The sequence below is a fragment of the Streptomyces sp. NPDC058619 genome, from assembly GCF_042717785.1.
In the GTDB taxonomy this organism is placed as follows: Bacteria; Actinomycetota; Actinomycetes; order Streptomycetales; family Streptomycetaceae; genus Streptomyces.
In genome coordinates this window covers 26526-51124 of the sequence record NZ_JBHXQN010000010.1, presented here as the reverse complement: position 1 = coordinate 51124, position 24599 = coordinate 26526, and the positions used below count along the sequence as shown (strand labels likewise).

Annotated in this window: 17 protein-coding genes and 1 pseudogene; 11 read left to right on the top strand and 7 right to left on the bottom strand. The window is 71.0% G+C overall.

Annotated elements, in window-relative coordinates; all coding sequences use genetic code 11:
* Window positions 1–110: 110 nt before the first annotated feature.
* On the bottom strand, window positions 111–2375 hold the full coding sequence (locus tag ACFWTC_RS12725; RefSeq protein WP_384027051.1) for a Dyp-type peroxidase: 2265 nt from the start codon (window positions 2373–2375) through the stop codon (window positions 111–113).
* 332 nt (window positions 2376–2707) lie between these two features.
* Between ACFWTC_RS12725 and ACFWTC_RS12720 the strand changes: the two genes are divergently transcribed.
* Both ACFWTC_RS12720 and ACFWTC_RS12715 read left to right on the top strand, forming a co-directional pair.
* Entirely contained in the window at window positions 2708–4684 is a 1977-nt protein-coding gene (locus tag ACFWTC_RS12720; RefSeq protein ID WP_383916668.1) for a galactose oxidase-like domain-containing protein, read from the top strand.
* An 860-nt stretch (window positions 4685–5544) separates the two neighbouring features.
* Complete coding sequence (locus ACFWTC_RS12715; RefSeq protein ID WP_384027118.1) at window positions 5545–6771, top strand: IS110 family transposase; 1227 nt, start codon at window positions 5545–5547, stop codon at window positions 6769–6771.
* 457 nt (window positions 6772–7228) lie between these two features.
* Here the strand turns inward: ACFWTC_RS12715 and ACFWTC_RS12710 are convergent, their stop codons facing one another.
* Genes ACFWTC_RS12710 through ACFWTC_RS12700 form a run of 3 tightly spaced genes read right to left on the bottom strand, consistent with a single transcriptional unit; the run spans window position 7229 to window position 10874 of the window.
* Window positions 7229–8263 carry an ABC transporter ATP-binding protein gene (locus ACFWTC_RS12710; protein ID WP_383916665.1) on the bottom strand — a complete coding sequence of 345 codons (1035 nt, stop codon included), beginning with the start codon at window positions 8261–8263 and terminating at the stop codon, window positions 7229–7231.
* Window positions 8260–9849 (bottom strand): ABC transporter permease, encoded by a 1590-nt coding sequence (locus ACFWTC_RS12705; protein WP_383916662.1) that lies wholly within the window; start codon window positions 9847–9849, stop codon window positions 8260–8262. The genes ACFWTC_RS12710 and ACFWTC_RS12705 overlap by 4 nt, the downstream gene beginning before the upstream one ends.
* A 5-nt stretch (window positions 9850–9854) precedes the next feature.
* A complete protein-coding gene (locus tag ACFWTC_RS12700) occupies window positions 9855–10874 on the bottom strand; it encodes an iron ABC transporter substrate-binding protein (RefSeq protein WP_383916659.1) in 1020 nt (339 codons plus the stop codon).
* Between the two features lie 214 nt (window positions 10875–11088).
* Between ACFWTC_RS12700 and ACFWTC_RS12695 the strand changes: the two genes are divergently transcribed.
* Window positions 11089–13761 carry an AMP-binding protein gene (locus ACFWTC_RS12695; RefSeq protein WP_384027053.1) on the top strand — a complete coding sequence of 891 codons (2673 nt, stop codon included), beginning with the start codon at window positions 11089–11091 and terminating at the stop codon, window positions 13759–13761.
* A gap of 29 nt (window positions 13762–13790) precedes the next feature.
* Here ACFWTC_RS12695 and ACFWTC_RS12690 read toward each other — a convergent pair.
* Window positions 13791–14361: pseudogene (locus ACFWTC_RS12690) on the bottom strand (NAD(P)/FAD-dependent oxidoreductase); the annotation flags it as partial.
* A 93-nt stretch (window positions 14362–14454) separates the two neighbouring features.
* Window positions 14455–15165, bottom strand: a complete 711-nt coding sequence (locus tag ACFWTC_RS12685; protein WP_383916653.1) for a TetR/AcrR family transcriptional regulator — start codon at window positions 15163–15165, stop codon at window positions 14455–14457.
* 91 nt (window positions 15166–15256) lie between these two features.
* Here ACFWTC_RS12685 and ACFWTC_RS12680 point away from each other — a divergent pair, with 91 nt between their 5' ends.
* Window positions 15257–16894 (top strand): amidohydrolase, encoded by a 1638-nt coding sequence (locus ACFWTC_RS12680; protein ID WP_383916651.1) that lies wholly within the window; start codon window positions 15257–15259, stop codon window positions 16892–16894.
* Here the strand turns inward: ACFWTC_RS12680 and ACFWTC_RS12675 are convergent.
* Window positions 16861–17970: a LacI family DNA-binding transcriptional regulator gene (locus tag ACFWTC_RS12675; RefSeq protein ID WP_383916648.1), complete on the bottom strand. Its 1110-nt coding sequence runs from the start codon at window positions 17968–17970 to the stop codon at window positions 16861–16863. The genes ACFWTC_RS12680 and ACFWTC_RS12675 overlap by 34 nt on opposite strands.
* A 130-nt stretch (window positions 17971–18100) precedes the next feature.
* On the opposite strand from ACFWTC_RS12675, the gene ACFWTC_RS12670 reads away from it, so the two are divergent.
* From ACFWTC_RS12670 to ACFWTC_RS12640, 7 genes are all read left to right on the top strand, one after another.
* Window positions 18101–19735: an ABC transporter substrate-binding protein gene (locus tag ACFWTC_RS12670; RefSeq protein WP_383916645.1), complete on the top strand. Its 1635-nt coding sequence runs from the start codon at window positions 18101–18103 to the stop codon at window positions 19733–19735.
* The gene (locus ACFWTC_RS12665) at window positions 19732–20685 is read left to right on the top strand and encodes an ABC transporter permease (RefSeq protein WP_383916642.1); all 954 of its coding nucleotides are present in this window, start codon (window positions 19732–19734) and stop codon (window positions 20683–20685) included. The genes ACFWTC_RS12670 and ACFWTC_RS12665 overlap by 4 nt, the downstream gene beginning before the upstream one ends.
* A complete protein-coding gene (locus ACFWTC_RS12660) occupies window positions 20682–21581 on the top strand; it encodes an ABC transporter permease (RefSeq protein ID WP_384027055.1) in 900 nt (299 codons plus the stop codon). The genes ACFWTC_RS12665 and ACFWTC_RS12660 overlap by 4 nt, the downstream gene beginning before the upstream one ends.
* A gap of 5 nt (window positions 21582–21586) precedes the next feature.
* Complete coding sequence (locus tag ACFWTC_RS12655; protein WP_383916794.1) at window positions 21587–22582, top strand: ABC transporter ATP-binding protein; 996 nt, start codon at window positions 21587–21589, stop codon at window positions 22580–22582.
* Window positions 22579–23391, top strand: coding sequence for an ABC transporter ATP-binding protein (locus ACFWTC_RS12650; protein ID WP_383916636.1), 813 nt, complete (start codon window positions 22579–22581; stop codon window positions 23389–23391). Before ACFWTC_RS12655 ends, ACFWTC_RS12650 begins: the two co-directional genes overlap by 4 nt.
* A 146-nt stretch (window positions 23392–23537) precedes the next feature.
* Window positions 23538–23942: an FKBP-type peptidyl-prolyl cis-trans isomerase gene (locus tag ACFWTC_RS12645; protein WP_383916633.1), complete on the top strand. Its 405-nt coding sequence runs from the start codon at window positions 23538–23540 to the stop codon at window positions 23940–23942.
* Between the two features lie 92 nt (window positions 23943–24034).
* Window positions 24035–24379 carry a hypothetical protein gene (locus ACFWTC_RS12640; RefSeq protein ID WP_384027057.1) on the top strand — a complete coding sequence of 115 codons (345 nt, stop codon included), beginning with the start codon at window positions 24035–24037 and terminating at the stop codon, window positions 24377–24379.
* The last annotated feature ends 220 nt before the right edge of the window (window positions 24380–24599 follow it).

The window sequence follows — 24599 nt, the reverse complement described above, 5'->3', positions numbered from 1 at the left end:
GCACCCGCCTCTCCGGTCCCGCCACGGCCGGGCCCCCGGGGTGGCCGTGGCGGGGATGCGGTGGCCCATGGTCGAGCGGCCGCTGCCGAGGGCCAAGGGCAGGGCACCTGTCAGCCCGTCAGGGACGTCCACACGGTCAGGGGTCGGTCCTCGACCGTGATCTGGTCCTCGTGGCCGTGGCCGTCGCGGATCACGATGATCCGGTACTGGTCCTGGTGGAACACCCAGAACAGACTCATGCCGTTGATCCGCTGCATGTCCGGGACCGCGAGGAATTCGTCGACCCGTGTGATCCCGGTCAGTGATCGCCATAGGTCGAGCCCTCGGTCGCCGCGCTCGAGGGCGTCCTGGTGCATCCTGCCGTCGGCGACCGAGATGAGCCGGTAGACCTGACGACCCATGAGGGTGTGGAAGACCCAGTAGTGGCTCTTGCCGTTCACCCGCTGCATGTCGGGCACCGGCAGGAAGGCGTCCACCCTTTCGATGCCGCTGAACGAGGCCCAAGCGGAGAGCGAACGGTCCGCCAGGTCGGTCCCGGCCGCCTGCTCGGGAGGGAGCCCGGACTCGGCGCCGTCGGCGATCCAGATCCGCCGGTAGACCTGCCGGCCCTCGACGGTGTGGAACAGCCAGAACCGGCTGCGGCCATTGATCCGCTGTTCGTCCGGGACGGGCAGGACCGCGTCGACCTTCGTCACTCCGATGTAGCACGGCCACATGGTCAGCGGCCGGTCGGGGCGCTCGATGACGTCCGTGTGCTCGTCCCCGTCGGCGATAGAGACGGTTCGGCAGACGGCGCCGTCACTGCCCGCCCCATACGCCCAGTACCAGCTCTTGCCCTTGTCCCGTTGCATGTCGGGGATGGGCAGGAAGGCGTCGGTCGGCCGGACTACGGTGGGCGGCTTGTCGGTGAGCCGGCCGTCACCGAGCAGCCGTAGCAGGGTCAGCGAGGGAGCGAAGGCGTAGACGGACCCCTCGGTGAAGACGAACTGGCTCAGGCTCAGCTGCGTGGTCTTGCCGGGGGTCTCGTAACTGAGCTTGCCGGCGGCGCCGACCATTCCGTCGGGGCCGGGCTTGTTGGTCCGGTTGGGTGGGAAGTCCGGGCTGTCGATCCATGCCTTCTGGATGAACTCGAACTGCTGCACAAGGTCCGACTGGTAGCAGACGAAGAGCAGGCCGCGCTTCTCGTCGGGCCCTCCGGGGCCATCCGAGGCGGGGTCGAAGGGCGCGCCGTACGGGGCGCCGCGGCGGATGATCCGGCGGCGGTCCATCACCGGATTCTCGTCGAACGGCGGATCACCGGGCTTCTCCTGCAGGCCGTCCCGGGGGTTGGTCTTGCGCAGGTGCGAGAAGAGCGGAGTGATGAAGCCCTCGGGGTCGTTGCGGTAGCCGAAGTCGTTGTCCTCCCCGGCCAGCGCGCTGGAGGGCCGGTCGGCATTCGGGCACGTGGCGACGGGGGTGCCGGACCGCCACCGGCCGACGAGGCGGGCGGCCAGCCACTCCGTGGTGGCCTCAGGCGGCACCACCTTGGCCTGCTTGAGCGCCTTCAGCTGCCCGGCGACCTGGAACCAGAAGCCGGGGACGTCCTGGCCGAGCCGGCGCACCACCTGGAAGCTGCCGTTGTCAGCCCAGTCGGGCGTCTCGTGCGGCACGCCGCCGACCCGGTCGTGCCCGACGACGAACTCGCCGGGCGGGATCAGCCGGGTGCCGTGATGGCCCTTGACGTACTCGGGCTTGACGGGGTCCGGCTCGTCGAAGCCGATGACACCGGGCTCGCTGACGCCGTCCTTGAAGCCGAAGTGCTCCTTCCCCCTCCGGCTGCCGGACAGGGTGGCGGCGTCCTGCTGGAACACGATCACGATCTTGGCCGCGGCGCACGCCTCGCGCTGCTGTCTGACCGTCGCCTGGAGGTCCTGGACGGTGTCCGAGGCGACGGTGAGCACGGCGTGGACGACCTGGCCCTTGCCGTTGCCGAAGAGCCACATCTCCGGCGAGCTGTCGCCGGTGTCCCCGAGTGCCCGCTTGTCCGAGCCCTGCTTGAAGGCCTCCAGACCGCTGCCGGGCTTGACGGAGGGCAGCGGGTCCTTTCCGGTCAGCTCCCGCAGGCCCGCGCAGGTGAAACTGACATTGATCCAGGTGGCCTTCAGCGCCTTCGGGTCGTCGCCGGCCGAGGCCTTCCTGGCCTTGCTGAAGGCGGCATTGAAGGTCGCCACCTGCCTCGTCGTGGAAATCTGCGGTTCCAGCGCCTTGACCCAGGTGCGCGCCCGCGCTGCATCCTCGAACTTGAGGAACAGCAGGGTCATCTGGTCCTTCTTGAAGCCGGCGATCACATCGCCCTGGATGTCGTCGCTCTCACGCAGCTTGAGATCGTCCACCATGCTCTCCCTAGAAGATCGACACCTCTACGCCAATGCTGCGCAGAGTAATCAACAACGTATGCGGCACTCCCATGCCCTCCCACCGGCCGACTGGCCGATTACGCCGACCGCCACCCATTTACGCCTCGAATGCGCTGGTAGAAGGCGTGCAGATCCTTTGGGTTGGTCGGAGTCACCCGCCTGCACGTCTCGGAGTGACAGCCGACCGGCGCGCCTCAACACTGAAGATCGTCACTGTGCGTGAACATGTGGCAGTCCTGGTGCAGCCCGTGTCAGCCGACGTGTCCCCCAGCCGGGGCCGCTGCGCCTTCCTCTCGCCAGCAAGGAGTCCCATGTCCCGCAGCAATCCGCGCCTACCCGCCCGCCGGAGGCTCGCCACGGCGATCTCAGTCTGCGCCGCCACCGCGATGGCCGTGTCCATGGCCCTGGCGTCGGCAGGCCCCGTACTCGCCCACACCGGTCACGGAGACGAGGGCGATGCCGTCCCGTACGGCCCCGCCTCCCGGGCGGCGAGCGCACCGGTCACCGTCGACCCGGAGGAGGCTGCGACGCTCGGCAGGGAACACGCCGAGGAGCACGCCCGCACCCGGATGGCCATGGCCGGCGTCGGCGAGTACCCGCAGACCACCCGTACGGAGCGGCTCAAGGCGCTGACCGCCTCCCAGGAGAAGGCCAACGCGTCCTTCGACGCGGCCGAGTTCGGCCGGTTCCAGGAGTACTTCCAGTCCCCGGACTTCGCGGCCCACGTCGCGCTGCTGCCCACCGGCAAGGTCCTGCTGTTCTCCTTCGAGCGGATCGAGACCAACCCGCAGAATGAGCCCGCCCCCACACAAACCATCGGCAAGGAGAACGCCGGCCGCGCCTGGATCTGGGACCCCGCCAAGGGGACCGGCGCCGGCGCGTTCACCGAGAAGAAGCCGCCGGTCATCAACATGCCCGACGGCAAGAACGAACCCCGCCCGGCCCCGTTCTTCTGCGCCGGCCACTCCTACCTGCCCAACGGCATGCTCGGCGTCTTCGGCGGCAACCTTGGCGGCAACGGAGGCAGCGGCGCCAAGCTGTCCCTGGTCTTCGACCCGTGGGCGGAGGAGTGGTACCTGAACAAGGACATGTCCGTCGGCCGGTGGTACCCGAGCGTGGTCACCGGCGCCGACGGACGCCAGGTGATCATGTCCGGTCAGTCGGAGCTCGGCTGGGGCACCCCCACCCCCGTCGTCGAGCGCTTCCCCGCCGCGACCCACCAGGTGCCCTTCGAGAAGTCGGTCAAGCCGATCGGCTGGGGAGTGGACCAGCTCAAGACCGAAGCCCCCTTCAAGTGGGACTATCCGCAGCTGTTCTCGCTGCGCGACGGGAAGATCTACGGACTCGGCCGTTCCGTGGACCAGCAATGGCTCTTCGACACCGTCGCCGACACCAAGACCGACCTGCCGAACCGCCCGGACATCAACAAGGCCAAGCCGGGCCCGGACGGCGGGGAGTGGAGGCGCAACTACGGCTCCGCGGTCCCCCTCCCGGCCGGTTTCAGAGGCCCCGACTCGGTCCTGGTCCTCGGCGGCGACCGCAACGACCCGAACACCTACCGTCTGGCCGGCGGCAAGTGGAACACCGAGAAGCCCCGCGCCTTCGGCCGTACCCAGGACGACACTCTGCTCCTGCCCGACGGCAACCTGCTCACCGTCAACGGTGCCTTCGACATCCGCGACTACGGCAACGGGCCGTACAACCCCAACGCCGACCTCAAGTACCGCCAGGTCGAACTGCGCGACGAGAACGGCGACTGGAAGCTGGGCCCCGTCCAGCGGCTTCCGCGCGGCTACCACTCCAACGCCGTGGTCCTCCCGGACGGCCGAGTCATGGTCACGGGCGACGAGCTCCAGCAGCTCGCCAACGACCCCGATATCACCGACAACAACAACGGCAGCATCGAGATCTACGAGCCCGCCTATCTCCACCAGGGCAGCCGCCCCGCGCTCGGCCTGATCTTCAACCCCAGCGTCGCCTACAACGAAAAAATCACGGTCAGCACCAGCACGCCCAACGACGTCACCCGCGCCGTCCTATTGGCCCCGACCACCGCCACCCACTCGATCAACACCAGCCAGCGTCACCTAGAACTACGCATCAAGAGCCGCAGCGGCAACTTCCTGGAGCTCCAGGCCCCACCGACCGCCGCCGCGGCCCCGCCCGGCCACTACATGCTCTTCCTCCTCAACGAGGAAGGCGCACCGAGCAAGGCGGGCTGGATCCAGCTCAAGCCCCCGGCGGTCGCCGCGGGTGCCACCGCCACGAAGGCGAAGGCCGGCGGCTGACACCTGCCGGCACCTCCGGGACGAGCCCCCAGCCTGGTCGCGGGACACGGCTGGGGGCACTCCACGCGTACCGCCCACGTGAGCCCCGCTGCCCCTCAGGGTGGCCGGGGGATGGGCGGGCGGCCCGTGCAGCCAGCTCCCCGGCACGGCCGGGGCCTGGGCGCAGTCGCCGCCGGACTTCCACCCACGGCTGGTCCGCCGACCAGGCGAGCTCGGTGGGCAGGGAGTCGCCGAGCAGGCCGACGATCGCGTCGTACCCGGCCAGTTCCGCGGGGCGCCCTGAAATCCCGGTGCCGAACACCACTCGGTCGGTGTCGAGCAGATCGCCCCGCAGAAGCGCCCACACGCCCTGGATCAGGGTGCCGAGGGTGAGGCCGTACCGTGCCGCTCGCTCCACCAGCCTCGCCGTCACCATGATCACTCGGGTGGCTGCAGTACTGCCGACCACGACCAAGATCCGGGCCAGTTCCGGACCAGGCCACGCCCCTCCCCCGCATTCACACCCATTCCTGCTGGTCAGGTGGGGTGCGGCGCGTGTACCAGCAGCACACGAAGAACTTGTTAGTAAGCTACTCCGCGAAGAAGATCGGCTTCTTCTGAGAAGAAGAGCGCGGCGCCTAATGGGAGCTACGGAACCGGGGAATGCTCGGTTCCGTAGCCGCCAGCTGGTGAGCACTTTCGACGCCGGAGCCTTCGAGTTCTGAGGTCAGACCGTGCCCTTGCTGGTCGGCCGGGAGGCCAGACCGCTGATGGGGTGGCGTGCCCGCCCGTCAGGGCGTGAGCACTGGATCCATTAGGCCGCGTGCCGTGCCTTCCGCAGGCTGCACCGCTGTGGGAAGTACGTGACTGGGGAGGGTCTGTTGCTGCTGATCGGTGATGACTGGGCCGAGGATCACCACGATGTCGAGGTCCAGGACGAGAGTGGCCGGAAGCTGGCCGCCGCGAACCTGCCCGAGGGAGTTGCGGGCATCGCGAAACTGCACGAACTCGTCGCCCGCCACGGCGGCGAGGGCCTGGTCCCGGGCGAGGTGGTGGTCGGGATCGAGACCGACCGCGGCTCGTGGGTTCAGGCCCTGATCGCCTCCGGCTACCAGGTGTTCGCGATCAACCCCCGGCAGATCAACCGCTTCAAGGAACGGTATGGATCCTCCGGAGCCAAGAGCGACAAGGGCGACGCGCACGCGCTCGCCGACATGGTCCGCATCGACCGGGCTCAGCTGCGTCCGGTGGCCGGCGACAGCGAGCACGCCCAGGCCGTCAAGGTCGTCGCCCGCGCCCACCAGACCCTGATCTGGGAACGCACCCGCACCTTCCAGCGGCTTCGCACCACACTGCGCGAGCACTTCCCCGCCGCCCTGAACGCCTACGCGGACCTGGCACTGACCAGCACAGACCCGCTGGAACTGCTGGTCAAGGCACCCACCCCCGCCACGGCGGCAAAGCTGACCCGCACCCAGATCGCCGCCGTCCTGACCCGCCACCGCCGCCACAACCGGGACGCGAAAGCGGCCGCCATCCAGAGCGCGCTGCGCGAGCGGCAGCTTGGCCTGCCCAAGCCGGTCACCGCCGCCTACGCGGCCGCCGCCACCGCTCACGCCCGTCTGATCATCGCGCTGAACGAGCAGATCGCCGTGATGGAAGAGCAGGTGAGGGCACATTTTCTGGCGCACCCGGACGCTGAGATCTACCTCTCGATGCCCGGCATCGGTGAGATCGTCGGAGCCCGGGTGCTCGCCGAGTTCGGAGACGACCCCACCCGATACGCCTCCGCGAAGGCCCGCAAGAACTACGCCGGCACGAGCCCCATCACCCGGGCCTCCGGCAAGAGCCAAACCGTCCAGGCCCGCTACGTCCGCAACAACCGGCTCGCCGACGCGCTCCAGACCCAAGCCTTCTGCGCCCTGCGGGCCTCACCCGGAGCCCGTGGCTACTACGACAAGCAACGCGCCCGCGAGGCCGGCTACAACCCCGCCCTCCGCCAGCTCGGCAACCGACTCGTCGGCATCCTCCACGGCTGCCTCAAAACCCGCACCCGCTACGACGAAGCGACCGCCTGGTCCCACCACACCCAACCCCATGCCGCTTGACACCAAACGACATGGGGTGTCCGACCTGCACAAACACCACCGTCGGGTACTCTCCGATATCCCACTCCATCGAGAATATCCGGGCCATGCACGGGCCAGAGCGCCCTCCGGACCACCCCGGCTACCAGCAGATCCTGGCCGCTGCACCACGCGGCAACCCACCACCGACGCACCGCCCTGGCCCCGCGACTGAGATCGTCCTGCAAGCCGGGGACCAGACCGCGCGATCCGATCAAGGCACTTCGAAGATCTCGACGCCGGACCAGATCGCGAGCGCGAGCATACACAGGCAGCCGGTCGATGCCCGGCCGGAGGCCTCGCCCGCCCGCCTCGTACGCAGGGCCCGGCCACCGGGAGCCCGAGGCTCCAGTGTGTCGACGACCGGTTCGCGGCGCTACTCCCCTTCGCAACCGCCGACGCCACCCCACCTGGCTGGGGAACCTGGAACGCCTCCGGTTCATGGATGCAGTGTTGCCTCGCCCTTGACGAGGATGCCGGTGCGCTGGCCCGGGCGTACCGCGACGGGCCCGGCGATTCGGATGCCGACCGGACTCTCCAGGCCGTCGACGGAGACGGTGACCATGGCGTCGTGGCCGTAGAAGGTCACGTCGGTGACGGTGCCCTGGGCGGCCGTCGCGGTTTCGGTGAGCTGGAGTTGCTCGGGCCGCAGGAGGACGGTGCCCTCGCTCCGGCCTCCCGGGGGCGCCGCGAGGGCAAGGCGGCCGAGCGCGGTCGTTGCGGTGCTGTGGTCGGCGGTGCCGGGGATGAGTACGGCGTCGCCGACGAAGCGGGCCACCCAGGGGTCCGCGGGGCGGCGGTAGACCTCCTGCGGTGTGTCGCACTGAGCCACGCGGCCGTCGCGTACGACAGCGACCAGGTCAGCGGTGGAGAGGGCTTCCTGCTGGTCGTGGGTGACCAGGAGGGCGGTGGCTCCCGTGGCGCGCAGGGCGGCCCGGACATCTGTCCTCACCCCGGCGCGCAGGGCGCTGTCGAGGGCGTTGAACGGTTCGTCGAGCAGGACCAGTGCGGGTTCCGGCGCCAGGGCTCGGGCGAGCGCGATGCGTTGTTGCTGGCCGCCGGACAGTTCGTGCGGCATCCGGCCGCCGTAGCCGCCGAGGCCGACGAGTTCGAGCATCTCCTCGGTGCGGCTGCGGCGTTCGGCGCGGTCGTGGCCGGCCAGGCCGAAGGCGACGTTGTGGGCGACGCTCAAGTGCGGGAAGAGAGCGCCTTCCTGGGGGACGATGCCGATGCGGCGGCGCTCGGGTGGAAGGTGGACGCCGGGGCCGGACAGGGTGCGTCCGCCGACGGTGACGGTGCCCGCGTCGGCGCGCAGGAAGCCGGCGATGATGCGGAGCAGGGTGGTCTTGCCGCAGCCGGAGGGGCCGAGGAGCGCTGCCAGGGTGCCGGCGGGGACGGTGAGGTCGAGTCCGCGCAGGACGGCGGCGTCCGGGCCGTAGGACTTCGACACTCCGGTGATCTGTACGTCGGTCATGTGCGGTGCCGCCCGAGGAGGTAGGAGGGGATGGCCGCCAGCAGGATCAGCGCCGCGGCGTAGGGGGCCGCGGCCGCGAACGATCCGGTCCCGGTCTCGGTCCAGAGCCGGGTGGCCAGGGTGTCCATGCCGGTGGGGCGCAGCAGGAGGGTCGCAGGGAGTTCCTTCATGCACACGACGAAGGTCAGGGCAGCTCCGGCGGCGACCCCGGGCGCGGCGAGTGGCACGGTGACCTCGCGCAGTACGCGCAGGGGGCTGCGGCCGAGTGAGCGGGCGACGTCCTCCAGCACCGGCGGGGACTGGAGGACGGCGGCGCGGGTGGCGGCCACCGCGACGGGCAGGAAGAGCACGGCGTACGCGCAGACCAGCAGCGGGAGTTCCTGGTAGAGCGCTTCGGCGTAGCGGACCGCGAAGAAGACCAGGGACAGTGCGACGGTGATGCCGGGCAGCGCGTGTCCGGCGTAGGCGGACTGCTCCAGCAGGTGTGCGGTCCGGCCCCGGTGGCGGGCGGCGATCACCCCTACAGGCAGGGCGAGGAGAGTCGTGAGCGCGGCGCCGGCGGCGGCGACGCCGAGGGTGGTGCCGGCGGTGTCGAGGAGCGTGGCCGGGTCCCACGTCGCCGAATTGCCGACGGCGAGCCAGTACCCGAGAGTGGCCAGCGGCATGAGTACGGCGACGGCCGTGACCGCCGTGCACCAGGTCAGGACGGGTATCCGCCACCGGCCGAGCGGCGCGGGAACGGGGGGGCGTGCGGTGCCGGTCCCGGTCCTGGCGTGGCCCGCGCGGCCGCGGGTACGGGCTTCGGCGGCGACGAGCAGGATCGTCATCACCACCAGGACGACGCTCAGCGCGGCGGCCGGGGTGCGGTCGAAGCTGGCCCGGTAGGAGGTGTAGATGCCGCGGGTGAAGGTGTCGTACCGCATCAGCGAGACGGCGCCGAAGTCGGAGAACACGTACAGCGCGACCAGGACGGCTCCCCCAGCCGCGGCGGGGCGCAGCTGCGGCAGCGTGACGCGCAGGAAGGTCCGCAGCGGCCCGTGGCCGAGCGAGCGCGAGACCTCCTCCTGTGCCGGATCGGCCCCGCGCAGTGCGGCGGTGACGGGCAGGTAGACGTACGGGAAGCTCACCAGCGTCAGGGCGAGCGCGGCCCCAGGGAAGCCCACGAGGCCGGGGAAGGCCGACAGCCAGGTGAAGGCGGCGACGTAGCTCGGCACGGCCAGGGGCAGGGTCACCACCACCGACCAGGCCCGGGCGCCGGGCAGTGCGGTCCGTACCGTGAGCCAGGCCAGGGACACGCCCAGCACCAGGCAGGCCGACACGACGACGGCGGCCAGCCCGAGGCTGCGGGCGAGCAGGTGGGCGGTGCGCTCGTTGGCGATGACGTCCCAGGCGAACGCGGGACCGCGCTCCAAGGAGCGGACGGCCAGGTAGCCGAGCGGCAGCAGCGCGAACACCGCGGCGAGGGCCGCGGGAACGAGCAGGACGGCGGGCGGGCGACGCCCGGCACGCAGCCGCCCGGCCGGCGCGGTGGCGCCTGCCGGGCGGACTGCGGGATCCACCGGTACGACGGGATCCGAGGAGTGCATGAGGGTCAGACCATCCCGGCTTCCTGGAGCATCTTCAGGGTCTCCTGAAGCGATTCCAGCCTGCCGAGGTCGATCTTGGGGGCGTCGAGCGAGGCCAGCGGCGGCAGGTCCTTGACGGTGCTGGTGACACCGGCGGCGAGAGGGTACTCCTTGGTGTCGTCGGCAAAGTACCTCTGGGCCTTCTCCGAGAGCAGGAAGTCGACGGCCTTCTGCGCCGGCGACGCCTGGTCGCTGCCCTTGAGGATGCCGACTCCGGCCGCGTTGACGAGGGCGCCGGGGTCACCGCCCGGCAGGAAGTGGATCTTTGCCTTGACCTTGCTCTCGCCCTTCTCGGCGACCTGCTCGTACCAGTAGTAGTGGTTGACGAGGCCGAGCGACACCTCGCCCTTCCCTACACCGTCGAGCACCTTCAGGTTGTTGTCGTAGACCTTCGGCTCGTTGGCCTTCAGACCCCCCAGCCAGGCGCGGGTGGCGTCGTCGCCCTCCAGCACCCGCATGCCGGTGACGAAGGCCTGGAAGGAAGCGTTGGTCGGGACGTAGCCGATCTTGCCCTTCCACTCCGGCTTGACCAGATCGTGCACGCTGTCGGGCACCTTGGAGACCTGGGCTGGGTTGTACGCGAGGACGCGGACGCGTCCGGAGGTACCGACCCAGTCGCCCGCGCCGCCGCGGAATGCCGGGTCGACCTTGTCGAGCGAGGCCTGGGGCAGCTTCTCCAGCAGGCCCTTGGCGGAGAGCGCGCCGAGGGCGCCGGCGTCCTGTGAGAAGAACAGGCCCGCCTTGGTCTTGTCGCCCTCTTCCCGGATCTGGGCGGCGAGTTCGGCGCTCTCGCCGTAGCGGACGGCGACCGTGGTGCCGACGGCCTTCTCGAGGTCGTCCAGGAGTGGCTTGACCAGCTTCTCGTTGCGGCCGGAGTAGATCACGAGCCCGGCGTCGTCCTCGTCGACGCCGCAGCCCGCGAGGGCGGGAAGGAGGAGCGCCGCCGCGGAGAACGCGGCGAGACAGTGGACCAAGGGGCGTCGCATGGGAAGCCTTCCTGCACGTGCAGCGAGAACCTGTGAACGACCTATAAGTAAGGTAAAGCTAACCTAAAGGTCAAGGTGACGCACGCAACGTTCCGGCCACACCGGGGATTCGGCGAAGCCGACCTTACCTGTGAATTCCTTATGGATCTTCCCTGTCTCATCTGTGACTTTCCTGTGACTATCCAATGAGGTAAGCCTTTCCTAAGATGCGTTCGTGAAAGCTCCTTCCGCCCTGCTGCCAGGCACCGACACCGCCCCCTTCGCCAGCGCTCTCGCGACCCACGGCGACCGCACCGCGGTCATCACCGCCGATGGCCCCGTGACCTACCGCGAGCTCGCCGCCCGGGTGGAAGCGACAGCCCATCGCCTGGGTCGGGCGCGCCGTCTGGTCCTGGTGGTCGGCGCCAACACCATCGAGGCGCTCGTCGTTCACCTCGCGGCTCTCTCGGCGGGGCACCCGGTCCTGTTGGTGCCGGGCGACCATCTGGAAGCCGTGCAGTCACTCATCGACGCGTACGACCCGGACGTCGTGGCGCACCCGGACGGCGGACAGTGGGTACTCGACGAGCGGCGCCCCGTCTCGGCGCATGACCTGCACCCGGATCTCGCGCTACTGCTGAGCACTTCCGGATCGACCGGTTCGCCGAAACTCGTTCGCCTGTCGCACGAAAACCTTCAGGCCAACGCGGAGTCCATAGCCGAGTACCTCGAAATCCGAGACACCGACCGCGCGGCCACGACGCTGCCGATGCACTACTGCTACGGCCTGTCCGTCATCCACAGCCATCTGCTGCGCGGCGCCGCGCTGATCCTCACCGGCCTCTCCGTCGCCGACGGTTGCTTCTGGGACCTGTTCCGGACCGCCCGCGGGACGACCTTCGCAGGTGTCCCGTACACCTTCGACCTGCTCGACCGCGTCGGCTTCGCCTCGATGGACCTGCCCCACCTGCGCTACGTCACCCAGGCAGGCGGCCGGCTCGCGCCCGACCGGGTCCGGCACTACGCGGCTCTCGGCCGCGCCGCCGGCTGGGAGCTGTTCGCGATGTACGGCCAGACCGAGGCGACTGCCCGCATGGCCTACCTGCCGCCCGTCCTCGCGGAAACCCACCCCGAGGCAGCCGGAGTTCCGATCCCCGGCGGCTCCTTCCGCCTCGAGCCGCTGCCCGACTGGCCCGAGCAGGACACCGGGGAGCTCGTCTACGCGGGGCCGAACGTCATGCTCGGCTACGCCGACACCCCCGAAGACCTCGCCCTGGGCCGGACCATGGATGAGCTGCACACCGGCGACATCGCGCGGCGCACCGCCGAGGGCATGTACGAAATCGTCGGACGGCGCAGCCGGTTCGCGAAGATCCTCGGCCTGCGCATCGACCCCGCCCAGGTCGAGGCCATGCTCGCCCGGCACGGGGTCACCGCGCTGTGCACCGGCGATGACGCCGCGCTGTCCGTGGCTGCCGTCAGCGTCGCCGCCGGTGCCCACGCCGCCGACGCCCGGCGGATACGAAACCTGGTGACGAGCGAGTGCGGCCTGCCCGCCCGGGCGGTCCGGGTCCACGTCCTGGCGGACCTTCCCCGCCTGCCTACGGGCAAGCCCGACTACCGGGCCGTACGCGAACTGGCCCGCCCGGCCGACGCCGACTCATCAGACCAAGGCCGGGGCCCCGGTCCCGGTCCCGGCCCCGAAGACCTGTGCCTGCTCTACGCACGCGTACTCGACCGGACCGACGTGACGCGGGACAGCACCTTCGTCAGCCTGGGCGGCGACTCGCTCTCGTACGTCGAGATGTCCCTCCACGTCGAAGAGCGGCTCGGCCACCTGCCGAGCGACTGGCACACCACTCCGATCCGGGAGCTCAGGCCGCCGGAGGTCGCCATCCCCGCACACAGGCGGACACTGGAAACCAGCGTCGCCCTGCGCGCCGTGGCGATCTTCTGCATCGTCGGATCGCACGTCCACGTCTTCGGCATCAAGGGCGGAGCACACCTGCTCCTCGCCATCGCGGGCTACAACTTCGCCCGCTTCCACCTGACCACCGCTGAACGCGGCGAACGCATCCGGCGCGCCTGCCTCAGCATCACACGGGTCGCGGTGCCGGCCGTGATCTGGATCGGCTTCGCACTCCTCTTCACCAACGACTACACCCTGACCAACCTCGCCCTCCTCGACAGCGTGCTGGGGCCCGAGGACAGCGAGACGGGCATGCACTTCTGGTTCATCGAGGCGCTGGTCTACATCCTGATCGTCGCCGCGGCCCTCCTGGCGCTTCCCCTCGCGGACCGGGCAGAGCGCCGATTCCCCTACGGCCTGCCCCTGACGCTCGCCGCTCTCGGCCTGCTCACCCGCTACGACCTGCTCGGCCTCCCCGACCGCACCCGGATGCCCGACGCGGTCACCGTCTTCTGGCTGTTCGCGCTCGGCTGGGCGGCGGCGAAAGCCCGGACCAAGACGCAGCGGATCGTGGTCACGGCCGCCGCCCTGGCCACGGTGCCCGGCTTCTTCCCCGGCGACCCCGGACGAGAAGCGATCATCATCGCCACGTTCGCCCTGCTCGTGTGGGTGCCGTCCCTCCCCGGCCGCGAACGCGTCAATCAGGTCGCCGCCCTCCTGGCCAGCAGCTCGCTGTACATCTACCTGACCCACTGGCAGATCTTCCCGTTGATCGACGGGTTTTCCAGGCACTTGGCCTTTCTCGCCTCACTGGTCTTCGGCATCGCCTACGGCATCGCAGCGACCCGAGTGATGCGCGGACTTCGCTCGCCGTTCTCACCGGGTTCGCTGCGCAGACGCGCCGGTCCGGGACTCCGGGCCCGGTTCGGTGACCGCAGTGGAGCGGCTCCGCCGAACTCGTCCCCAGCGGCTTCCGTTCAAGGTGACGGAGGTCCTTGAGGAGGAGGCAGCGCACTCTGCGGGCCACGGAAGGTCGCGGGCCGCCGGTCGTGTTCGGCGCGGACGCGCCCGCCGTAGTGGTAGACGGCGTCGTATCCGCCCCACAGGATGCGGTTGTCCGCGGAGAGGCGGACGTAGTGGAACTGGTTCGCGCTGTCCGCGAAGCCCTGGCGCCACGTCCAGCCGATGGAGGCGAGCTGCGCCGCGGTCAGCGGCTCGGTCATCAGCGCGTAGTCGTACACGGGGACGGTGTACGGGCGGTGGCGCCGGACCAGGGAGGGGTAGGCGTTGGTGGCGAGCGCGACGCGCCGGGCGGTGATCCGGCCGTAGGGGGTACGGACGCCGATCACGGCCCCGTGCTCGGCGAGCGAGGTGGCGGGGGTGTGCTCGTGGATCCGGACGCCCCGGGCGGCACAGGCGCTCTTGAGTCCCCAGGCGAGCCCGGCCGGGTTGACCAGGGCGACGTCGGCCTTGTTTCACAGGCCGCCGAGGAAGGCCGGGGAGCTGGTACGGCTCGGTGGCCACCACGATGGAGCCGGTGCGCTCCCAGTCGCAGTCGATCCCGTGGCGCTCCGCGGCGTCCTCGATGGCCTGAACGTGCGGCGAGGTCGCGGAGCAGCGCCTCCGCGCGTGCGGCGGGCCACCCTTCGGGCAGGTGCCCGGCGTTCGGCCGAGGCCACCGGTCGGCCGCCGTCAGCCGCCGTCAGCCGCCGGGCGGAGCGCCGCCACCGCACCGAGCATCAGATCCAGGGCGAAGGGGTAGCCGCTGTCGCGCATGTCGGCGGCGAGCAGCGGGAAGGTCGCCGCGATGTTCGGGTGGGTTTCAGGCGACAGCCTGCCGTACACCGCGTGCCAGACCTCCTCGTCCGTCTCCCGGGCCGCCTCCGGCAGGGTGAGCGCGGCGGCGTCCTGGGCGGCGAAGGCGAGAGCCTGGTCGACGAAGGCGTGGTAGATCCGCACGGCGTGGGCGTCCGGGAAACCTCCGGAACGCAGGATGCCGAGGATCGTCTCGACGGCCCGGGTCTCGTGGGGGCGCCCTGTCGTGCGGTGGGCCGTGAGGAGCGCGGCCTGGGGGTTGGACTGGTAGGAGGCGTGGATGCGCAGCCCGATGGCACGCAGGTCGGTCCGCCAGTCACCGGTGGCCGACCAGCCCTCCTGCGCACGCCCGATCAGCTCGTCGGACAGGGCGAGGAGCAGGGCGTCGGTGTTGCGGAAGTAGCGGTAGAGGGCGCTGGGATCCGCGCCGAGCGCCGCGCCGAGCCTGCGCGCCGAGAGCGCCGCCGCGCCGTGCTGCGCGACCAGGCGCAGGGCCGTGTCGATGATCAGCCGTTCCGAGAGTACGGCGCCCTGCTTGGTCGGTCGGTGACGCCGACGCCCGCCTTCTGGAATCACTCGTTCGGCCATGGGCGGACCTTACGTCAACACCATTGACGTGTAAACGGCCGTCCCGCTTCCATGTCTCCACCAACCGTCGCCTCATGTACTGGAGCTCCGTATGGACAAGGCCGATCTGGTCTTCACCCGCGGCCCCGTCTTCACCGTCGATCCGGCCCGCACCCGGGCGACCTCGCTCGCCGTCGTCGGCGAGCGGATCGTGGCCGTCGGCCACGACGAGGTCCGGGAGCTCATCGGCCCCCGCACCGAGGTCGTCGATCTGACGGGCAAGCTGCTGATCCCGGGGTTCCAGGATGCCCATGTCCACGCCGTCTACGGCGGTACGGAGCTGGCCGAATGCGATCTGACGGGGACGGTCGGCGTCGCGGAGTACCTGACCCGGATCCGGGCGTACGCGGACGCCCACCCGGACCACGCGTGGATCACCGGCAGCGGCTGGTCGATGGAGAGCTTCGACGGAGGCCTGCCCACCCGACAGCTGCTGGATTCCGTACTTCCGGACCGGCCGGTGTTCCTCGTCAACCGGGACCACCACGGCGCCTGGGCCAACACCCGGGCGCTCGAGCTCGCCGGGATCACCGCCGAGACCCCCGATCCGGCCGACGGCCGGATCGAACGGGAGCCGGACGGCGGTCCCAGCGGAGTGCTCCAGGAGGGCGCCACCGCGCTGGTCTCCCGTCTCGTGCCCGCGAGCACCCCCGCCGACCGGCTGGCAGGCCTCCTGCGGGCCCAGGAACTGCTGCACTCGCTCGGCATCACCGGCTGGCAGGACGCGCTGCTCGGCGTGTTCGGCGGCAAGCCCGATCCTTCGGACGCCTACGTGAGCGCCGCCCGGGACGGGTCGCTCACCGCGCGGGTGACCGGTGCGCTCTGGTGGGACCGGGACCGCGGCGCCGAGCAGATCGAGGAACTGGTCGCACTGCGGGAGAAGCTGAGCCACGGCCGCTTCCGGGCCGGCTCCGTGAAGATCATGCAGGACGGGATCGCCGAGAACTTCACGGCCGCCATGACCGCCCCGTACCTGGACGGCTGCGGCTGCGCGACGGCCAACACCGGCCTCAGTTTCGTCGAGCCGATGGCGCTGCGCGGGTACACCACCGCACTCGACGCCCTCGGATTCCAGATCCACTTCCACGCCCTGGGCGACCGGGCCGTCCGCGAGGCCCTCGACGCGCTCGAAGCCGCCGTCGCCGCCAACGGCCCGCGCGGCAACCGCCATCACCTCGCCCACCTCCAGGTCGTGCACCCCGACGACCTCCCCCGCTTCGCCAGGCTCGGGGCCATCGCCAACATCCAGCCGCTCTGGGCCGCGCACGAACCGCAGATGGACGAGCTGACCATCCCCTTCCTCGGCCCCGAGCGCGCCGCCTGGCAGTACCCCTTCGGCGATCTGCTGCGGGCCGGCGCCACCCTGGCCGCCGGGAGCGACTGGCCCGTCAGCAGCCCCGACCCCCTCGAGGGCATCCACGTCGCCGTCAACCGCAAGGACCCCGAGGCCGGCGCCGACAACCGGGTCTTCCTGCCCGAACAGCGCCTCGACCTCGCGACCGCGCTGGCCGCCTACACGGCCGGCTCCGCCCATGTGAACGGCCTCGACGACGCGGGCAGCCTGCGCCCCGGCCACCTCGCCGACCTGGTCGTACTGGACCGCGACATCTTCGCCGCACCCCCGGAGGAGATCGCCGGGGCCCGGGTGGAGCGGACCTACGTCGGCGGCAGGCTCGTCCACTCCGTCTGAGGGTGCACCGGCTGGGGGCGCCGCACCGAGGATGCCCGTACGTCGAGCCGGGTCGGCACGAGCAACCCGGCCGACTCCCGGCGCCCGTCCTCCAGGACCGCCACGAGGAGCTCGATGCCGGCCTCCGCGACCGCCTCGGGCCGCAGGCTCAGCGTCGTCACCGGGGGTTCGGTGTGCTCCGCCGTCACGTCCTCGCTCACACAGACGAGCAGCAGGTCGCCGGGGACCTCGTAGCCCTGGCGGCGCGCCGCCTCCAAAACGAGGGGCGGGCTCGCCTCGGCCACGACGAAGAGGGCGTCGGGGCGCACGCGGTCCGGCCCCTCCCCGTCCCCCGCCAGGGCGGTCTCGATCGCCCGTACGACCGGTCCGTTGCCCGGGGCCGCGGCGCGCGCGACCCGCTCCGGCAGGCCGCGCGCGGCGCACCAGGCGCGGTACCCGGCGAGCACCTCCGTGTGGAACAGGGTGGTGCTGTCGGGCAGGACGAGCGCGGGGCGCCGGGCCCCCTGCTCCCCGAGGTGGTCCAGGCTCTCGCGCACCGCCGCCACGGCGTCGACGTCCACCCAGTGGGCGCCCGGCCGCCCCTCGACGGAGCGGTCGCTGAAGACCGGGATGTGCGCCGCGAGCAGGTCGTCGACGATCCGGTCGTCCGCGACCGGATCGGCTACGACGACCGCGTCGAGGGGCAGCTCGGCCCACTCGCTCTGCAGGGTGCCCGCGGGCAGCAGCACCACGGCGTAGCCGTGCCTCAGCGCGGTCGCGGCGGTGGCCCCGGTCAGCCTGGCGAAGTACGGGGATTCCAGAAAAGTCCAGGGGGTGTCCGCGAACTCCCCCACCGCGTATCCGATCAGCCGGGCCCGCCCCGCGCGTAGTTGCCGTGCGGTGGCGTTGGGCCGGTAGCCCATGGCGCGCGCGGTCTCGCGCGCCTTCTCCCGCACCTCGGGAGAGAGCCGCCCGGTGCCGTTGAGCGCTGCCGAGACGGTCGTCTTGGACAGTCCCGCCTCGCGGGCCACGTCGACGAGGCGGACGCGTCGGGTGGGCTGCGTGGCGGCCCCGTCGTGCCGTGAAACATCGGTCATGGGTCGATGCTGCCACCCTCGCGACCTCTGCAAAACCGTTCCCGCAAACTCTTGTGCGGGAACGTTCCCGCATTAATACTCGCTCCATCCCCCAGCGCCCGTCACTACACCCGTAAAGGGGTGGGTCTGCATGCGCACGCCCAGGATCACCACTCTTCTCGCCTGTACCGCCGCACTCGCGGCCACCAGCAGCGCCTGCTCCGGCGCCTCCACCCACCAGTCCGCCGGCGGTGGCGGCTACCAGATCACCGCCACCTCGCCGCCCGCGCAGGGCTCCCTGGACTCCTTCACCTGGTCCCTGTACGCCGAGCCCTACACCCTCGACTACGCCCTCGCGTACGACTACCCGCCGAACACCGTGCTCGCCAACGTCTGCGAGCAGCTCCTGCGGGTCACACCCGACATGAAGATCGAGCCCGGTCTCGCCGTCAAATACGCGCAGCCCGACCCCCGGACGCTGGTCTACACCCTGCGGCCCGGGGTGAAGTTCCACGACGGGACGACGATGACCGCCGATGACGTGGTCGTCTCCCTGGGCCGCCACACGGACCCGGAGACCGGATCGCCCTGGGGCTCGGCGTTCAAGAACGTCACCGCCATCGAGAAGACCGGCCCCCTGGAGGTGACGATCCGGCTCTCCCAGCCGGACGTCCTCCTGAACGAGCTCATGGCCGCCTCCCCCGGCACCATCGAGAGCGCGGCCACCCTGGCCAAGGCCGGCAAGGACTACGGCACCCCCAAGGGCACGGTCAACTGCACCGGCCCGTTCGTCCTCGACCGGTGGGCCCAGGGCGAGAGCATCACCCTCAAGAAGAACGCCGACTACTGGGACCGGTCGCTGACCCCCAAGTCCGACAGCGTGAAGTTCACCTTCACCGAGGACCCTGCCGCCCGGGCCAACGCCTTCCTCTCCGGCACCGCCGACGGCGGGTACATGGTGCCCTCCGCCTCCCTCGCCCAGCTGCGCTCCGGCGGCAAGGGGAGCGTGCTGTTCGGCCCCAATACCGCCGCTTCGAACCTGGCCGTCCTCAACTTCCACGGCCCGCTCGGCGACCTCAAGGTCCGCAAGGCCCTGTCCATGGCCCTCGACAGGAAGAACATCGTCAAGGCCGCGGCCGGCGGCGTCGGCTTCCCCGCCAAGGCCCCCGCCGCGCGCGGCGCCTGGGCGCTGGCCCCGGAGAAGACCGCCTCGCTCTACGACTCCCTGTCCGAGCCGGTGTTCGACGTCAAGGCCGCGAAGCAGCTCGTCCAGGAGGCGGGAGCGACCGGCCGCACGATCACCCTGGTCACCAGCACGCTCGCGCCCGAGATCAGCGTCGTCGCCAACGCCGTCCAGGCCGCGGGGCGCCAGATCGGCCTCGACGTCCAGCTCAAGGCTGTCGCCCCGGACGCGTACAGCAGCATCTTCGTCGACCCGAACGCGCGCGCCGGCCTCGACCTGGTCATCACCAACGGATACGACAACACCCCCGACCCGCTGGAGTTCTACCAGTACCTGCGCACCGGGGACTTCGGGAACTACGGCAGCTGGACGAACGCCGAGTACGACGCCGCCTTCGACCGGGCCAACGCGCAGCCCGATCCGGCCGAACGGGCGGAGCTGACCGCCGAGCTCCAGCGGATCGCACTGCGCGAACTGCCGATCATCCCCGTGTACGAGGCGCCCTACTCGGTTTTCCTCGGCGATCGGGTGACCGGCGCACCGACCGGCATCGTGCAGCTGTACTACCCGTGGGCCGCGACGATCGGGGCCGCGAAGCGATGACCCGCTACCTCGTCGGACGGTTCCTCGGCCTGGTGACGGTGCTGTTCGTGACCTCTCTCGTGGTCTTCGGCTCCATCCACCTGGCCCCCGGCGACCCGGTGTCGTTCCTGCTCCACGGCCGCCCCGCGACCCCCGAGGCCGTGGCGGCCCTGCGCGCCCAGTACCACCTGAACGACCCGCTGCCCGTGCAGTATGCGAAGTGGCTCGGCGGCGTCCTGCGCGGCGACTTCGGCCGCTCCGCGCAGTTCCACCAGGACGTCACCGAGCTCATCGGCTCCCGGCTGCCCGGCACCGCCGTGCTCGTCGGGTACGCGGCCCTGCTGGTCAGCGTTCTCGGTGTGGCGGGCGGCATCCTCGCGGCGCTGCGCCCCGGCGTGCTGGACCGCGCGGTGCTCCTCGGCACCGGCGTGGCCACGGCGACCCCCTCGTTCGTCACCGCCATCGGGCTCGTATCGCTCTTCTCCGTCCAACTGGGCTGGTTCCCGGGGCCGGGCGGCACCCCCGTGGGCTTCTCGGACCGGCTGTACCACCTGACGCTGCCTGCCTTCGCCCTGGCGCTGACCTTCGGGGGTCTGCTCGCCCGGGTGACCCGCTCGGCGATGCTCGACGAGCTCGGCCGCGAACACGTCGAGGTGGCGCACGCCCGCGGTGTCGCACCGCGGACCGTGGTCCGCAAGCACGTGCTGCGCAATGCGCTGGGCCCGGTCGTCACCGTCGGCGGCACGATGCTCGCCGGACTGCTCGTCAGCACCTCGATCGTGGAGACCGCCTTCGATGTGCCCGGCCTCGGGTCCCTGCTCGTGCAGTCGGTGTCCGCCAAGGACTTCGCCGTCGTCCAGGCGATCACGCTGCTCAGCGTGGCGGCCTTCGTCCTGGTGAACCTCGCCGTGGACCTGCTCGCCCCCCTCATCGACCCCCGGCTGTCCCTCCGGGGGGAAGGCTCCTCATGACCCTCACCACACCCTCCGCCGCCTCCCCGGTCGGCGCGGCGCCCACGCCGCTGCGCCGCCGGTTCGGCCTGCGCTTCCTGCGCCGGCTCGGCCAGGGCCCGATGTTCACGGCCTCGGTCGCGGTGCTCGCCGTGCTCGTCCTGGTCGCCGCCCTCGCCCCCGTCCTCTCCCCGTACGACCCCGAGGTCCTCGACCTCTCCTCGCCGCTGGCCGGAACCACCGGCGAGCACCTGCTCGGCACCGACCAGTCCGGGCGGGACGTCCTGTCCCGGATGATCCACGGCGCCCGCACCGGCCTGCTCGGGCCGCTGCTCGTCGTCGGCGTCTCCACCCTCCTCGGCACCCTGCTCGGCGTCGTGGCGGCCTGGCGCGGCGGCTGGGCGGACTCGGTCCTGTCCCGCTCGATGGACATGGCCTTCGCGATCCCCGGTCTGCTGCTCGCGATCCTGCTCGTGTCCGTCGTCGGCTCCGGCATGATCGCGCCCGTGATCGCCATGTCCGTGGCCTACACCCCTTACGTGGGACGGCTGGTGCGCGGGATCGCTCGTCAGGAGAAGGCCCGCCCGTACATCGAGTCCTACCGGGTGCAGGGCTTCTCCGGCTGGAACGTCTGCATGCGCCACCTGCTGCCGAACATCGCCCCGACCGTCTTCGCCCAGTCCGCGATGAACTTCGGGTACGCGCTGATGGACCTGGCGGCGCTCTCCTTCCTCGGCTTCGGCGTGCAACCGCCGACCGCCGACTGGGGAGCCATGATCAACGAAGGCCAGTCGGCCGTCCAGCAAGGGGCGATGCTGCCCGCCCTGGCCCCCTCGGCGTGCATCGTGCTCGCCGTGGTGGCGTTCGGCATCGTCGGCGAGGGACTCGCCGACCGGATCGCGAGGCGGGAACGGTGAACACCATGACCGAGGAGAAGACCCCGGCCGCAGGCCCACCCGTCCTGGAGATCGACGGGCTCGGCATCCGCCTGCCGGACGACCGGGCGGCCCGCCCGATCCTGGACGGGGTCAGCCTGCGGGTACTGCCCGGCGAGACGGTCGGCCTGGTCGGCGAATCCGGCTCCGGCAAATCGGTGGCCTGCCGCAGCGTTCTCGGCCTGCTGCCCGCCGGCGCCCGCACCAGCGGACAGGTCCGGGTCACCGGCCGGGACGTGCTCACCATGAACCGAGCCGAGCGGACCGCCCTGCGGGCCCGGCAGGTCGCGATGGTCTTCCAGGACCCGCGGGCCTCCGTCAACCCCCTGCGCCGGGTCGGCGACTTCCTCACCGAAGGACTGCGCGCCGCGGGAACCCCCGCCGCCGCGGCCACCGCCCGGGCCGAGGAACTCCTGGGCGCGGTCGGCATCCGCGACCCGCGGAGCGCCCTGCGCCGCCGTCCGCACGAGTTCTCCGGGGGCATGCTCCAGCGGGTGGTCATCGCCGCGGCGCTCGCGGCCGAACCCGCCCTGCTCGTGGCCGACGAGCCGACCACGGCCCTGGACGTCACAACCCAGGCGGAGATCATCGCGATCCTCACCCGGCTGCGGGCCGAGCGGGGCACGGGCCTGCTCTTCGTCACCCACGACCTCGAACTGGCCTCCGCGATCTGCGACCGGGTGTACGTGATGTACGCGGGCCGGATCGTCGAGACGCGGGGCACGGACGAGCTGTTCGAACGGCCGCGCCATCCGTACACGGCGGGGCTGCTCGCCTGCACCCCGCGCATCGAACGGGGCTCACCGGCACCCCGGCCGATCCCCGGCCGCCCCGTCTCCCTCTCCGAGGCGCCACCCGGCTGCGCCTTCGCCGCGCGCTGCGCCCACGCGCTGCCGCGCTGCTCCGAGGAGACACCCGCACTTGCGCGGTACGGCGACGGACTCGCCGCCTGCCACCGCGCCGACGAAGGGATCACGCTGTGACCACCGCGACGCAGGGACTGGTCGTCGAGGGGCTGTGCAAGCGGTACGGGAACCACGCCGCCGTCGATGGCGTGTCCTTCACCCTGGCACCGGGTGCCTCCCTCGCCCTCGTCGGGGAGTCCGGCAGCGGCAAGACCACGACGGTCCGCATGCTCGTCGGCCTGGAACGTCCGGATGCCGGCACCGTCCGTCTCGGGGGCCGGAACCGTTCGGCGCGGGTCCGCGCCCGATCCGAACGCCTCTCCCGGGCCCGGGAGATCCAGATGGTCTTCCAGGACCCGTACCTCTCGCTGGACCCGCGGATCACGGCGGCCGGATGCGTGGACGAGGTTGTGCGGCTCCACACCCCGCTGGACACCAATGCCCGCCGGGCCCGGGTCGCCGGGCTCCTGGAGCAGGTCGGCCTCGGCGAGCGCGAGGCCTCGGCGCTGCCGCGGCGCCTCTCCGGCGGGCAGCGCCAGCGCGTGGCCATCGCGCGCGCCCTCGCGGTGGAGCCCAGCGTCCTCGTCCTCGACGAGGCGGTCGCGGCGCTCGACGTCTCCATCCAGGCGCAGATCCTCGAACTGCTCTCCACGATCCGCCGCGAGGCGGGCATCGGCTGTCTCTTCGTCACCCACGATCTGGCGGTGGTCCGGCACATCGCGGACGAGGTGCTGGTGCTCAAGTCGGGAAGGGTCGTGGAATCGGGCCCGACCGGCGACGTACTGGACGCACCGCAGCACCCGTACACGCGCCTGCTGCTCGACTCCGTACCCCGGCGCGGCTGGGATCCGGCCGCCTCGCTGTCGGGGCCCCCGGCGCTCGACTGACCGGCATCGGGCCCGCGCAAGATCATCACGTGTGGCCGCCGGGGCCGGGGATCGGCGTGCTCGGTAGCGTGACCATCTGCTGCATGGAGTGTCCATGTGTCCGGCTGGTCCGTGCGAGGGCTCCCGACGAAAGTGATGAGGCGGCAATGAGCGAACTGACGAAGCCCGAGGTCGACGTTCCGGAGGGTGACGCTCCTACCGAGCTGACCATCCGGGACCTGGTCGTCGGGGACGGGGCTGAGGTGAAGCCGGGCATGGTGGTCAGGGTCCACTACGTCGGGGTGACCTTCGCGTCCGGGAGGGAGTTCGACGCCTCCTGGGACCGGGGCGAGCCGTTCAAGTTCGCCCTGGGCAGCGGCAGGGTCATCAAGGGCTGGGACCGGGGGGTGAGGGGGATGAGGGTCGGCGGTCGGCGCCAGATCATCGTTCCCCCGCGTCTCGGCTACGGCAATCAGTCGCCCTCGGCGTTGATCCCGGCGGGCTCGACCCTGGTTTTCGTGGTGGACCTGCTTGACTCGTTTTCCAGCACATCCGGGTGGAGCAACCCCTGACGGTTGTCCCGCAAACGCCGGCTGCGTTGCGCCCGGGTGAGAGCCGGGATACTCGCGAGACTCCGACGCGGCAGCTGTGGCAGCCTGCCGACATGCCATGGGAGCTGAGAGAACGTGCAGGCCGTCACTACGCCGTCCTGTTCCACTACGCCTTGCCCGACGATGGCTGGGCCGTGGAGCTGAGCGAGGCTCGGTCTGCGCCGGCCAAGGAGGCTGAGAACTCCAACGCCGTGGTGACCCACTTTCCCGGTTCCGCCCTGCTGGTAGCGCTTGTCCCGGACGAGGACCCGAATCCGGAGCCGACCGTCCGCGTCTACGGCCCTGACGAGCGCGTTGTCCCCTACGAGATCATGCGCTGGTTCATGGAGCAGGTGGCCGACCAGGTTGAACGCTGCCGCACGGCGTTCGAGCAGGGAGGACCTGAAGCAGTGCAATGATCACGCGGCGACTGGTGTGATCACGGCGTCGGAACCTTCCTCGACAGCCCCGTTCAGCGGACTGGGCCCGCGGCAGTTCGGGAAGCTGATCGCGGCGTTACGACGGGCGCGCGGGGGCCGGGGCCGGGGACGGGCCGGGTTCACCTGGGCCGCCCATGCAAGCGTCCACCTTTGCCGGTGACGTCCAGCCGGACGGAGCCCTTCGTGTACACAGCCGGTC

Bases quoted from the DNA above. Each gene is read 5' to 3' on its own strand.
- ACFWTC_RS12725 (WP_384027051.1), bottom strand. From the start codon at position 2,375: ATGGTGGACGATCTCAAGCTGCGTGAGAGCGACGACATCCAGGGCGAT.
- ACFWTC_RS12720 (WP_383916668.1), top strand. From the start codon at position 2,708: ATGTCCCGCAGCAATCCGCGCCTACCCGCCCGCCGGAGGCTCGCCACG.
- ACFWTC_RS12710 (WP_383916665.1), bottom strand. From the start codon at position 8,263: ATGACCGACGTACAGATCACCGGAGTGTCGAAGTCCTACGGCCCGGAC.
- ACFWTC_RS12705 (WP_383916662.1), bottom strand. From the start codon at position 9,849: ATGCACTCCTCGGATCCCGTCGTACCGGTGGATCCCGCAGTCCGCCCG.
- ACFWTC_RS12700 (WP_383916659.1), bottom strand. From the start codon at position 10,874: ATGCGACGCCCCTTGGTCCACTGTCTCGCCGCGTTCTCCGCGGCGGCG.
- ACFWTC_RS12685 (WP_383916653.1), bottom strand. From the start codon at position 15,165: ATGGCCGAACGAGTGATTCCAGAAGGCGGGCGTCGGCGTCACCGACCG.
- ACFWTC_RS12680 (WP_383916651.1), top strand. From the start codon at position 15,257: ATGGACAAGGCCGATCTGGTCTTCACCCGCGGCCCCGTCTTCACCGTC.
- ACFWTC_RS12675 (WP_383916648.1), bottom strand. From the start codon at position 17,970: ATGACCGATGTTTCACGGCACGACGGGGCCGCCACGCAGCCCACCCGA.
- ACFWTC_RS12670 (WP_383916645.1), top strand. From the start codon at position 18,101: ATGCGCACGCCCAGGATCACCACTCTTCTCGCCTGTACCGCCGCACTC.
- ACFWTC_RS12665 (WP_383916642.1), top strand. From the start codon at position 19,732: ATGACCCGCTACCTCGTCGGACGGTTCCTCGGCCTGGTGACGGTGCTG.
- ACFWTC_RS12660 (WP_384027055.1), top strand. From the start codon at position 20,682: ATGACCCTCACCACACCCTCCGCCGCCTCCCCGGTCGGCGCGGCGCCC.
- ACFWTC_RS12655 (WP_383916794.1), top strand. From the start codon at position 21,587: ATGACCGAGGAGAAGACCCCGGCCGCAGGCCCACCCGTCCTGGAGATC.
- ACFWTC_RS12645 (WP_383916633.1), top strand. From the start codon at position 23,538: ATGAGCGAACTGACGAAGCCCGAGGTCGACGTTCCGGAGGGTGACGCT.
- ACFWTC_RS12640 (WP_384027057.1), top strand. From the start codon at position 24,035: ATGCCATGGGAGCTGAGAGAACGTGCAGGCCGTCACTACGCCGTCCTG.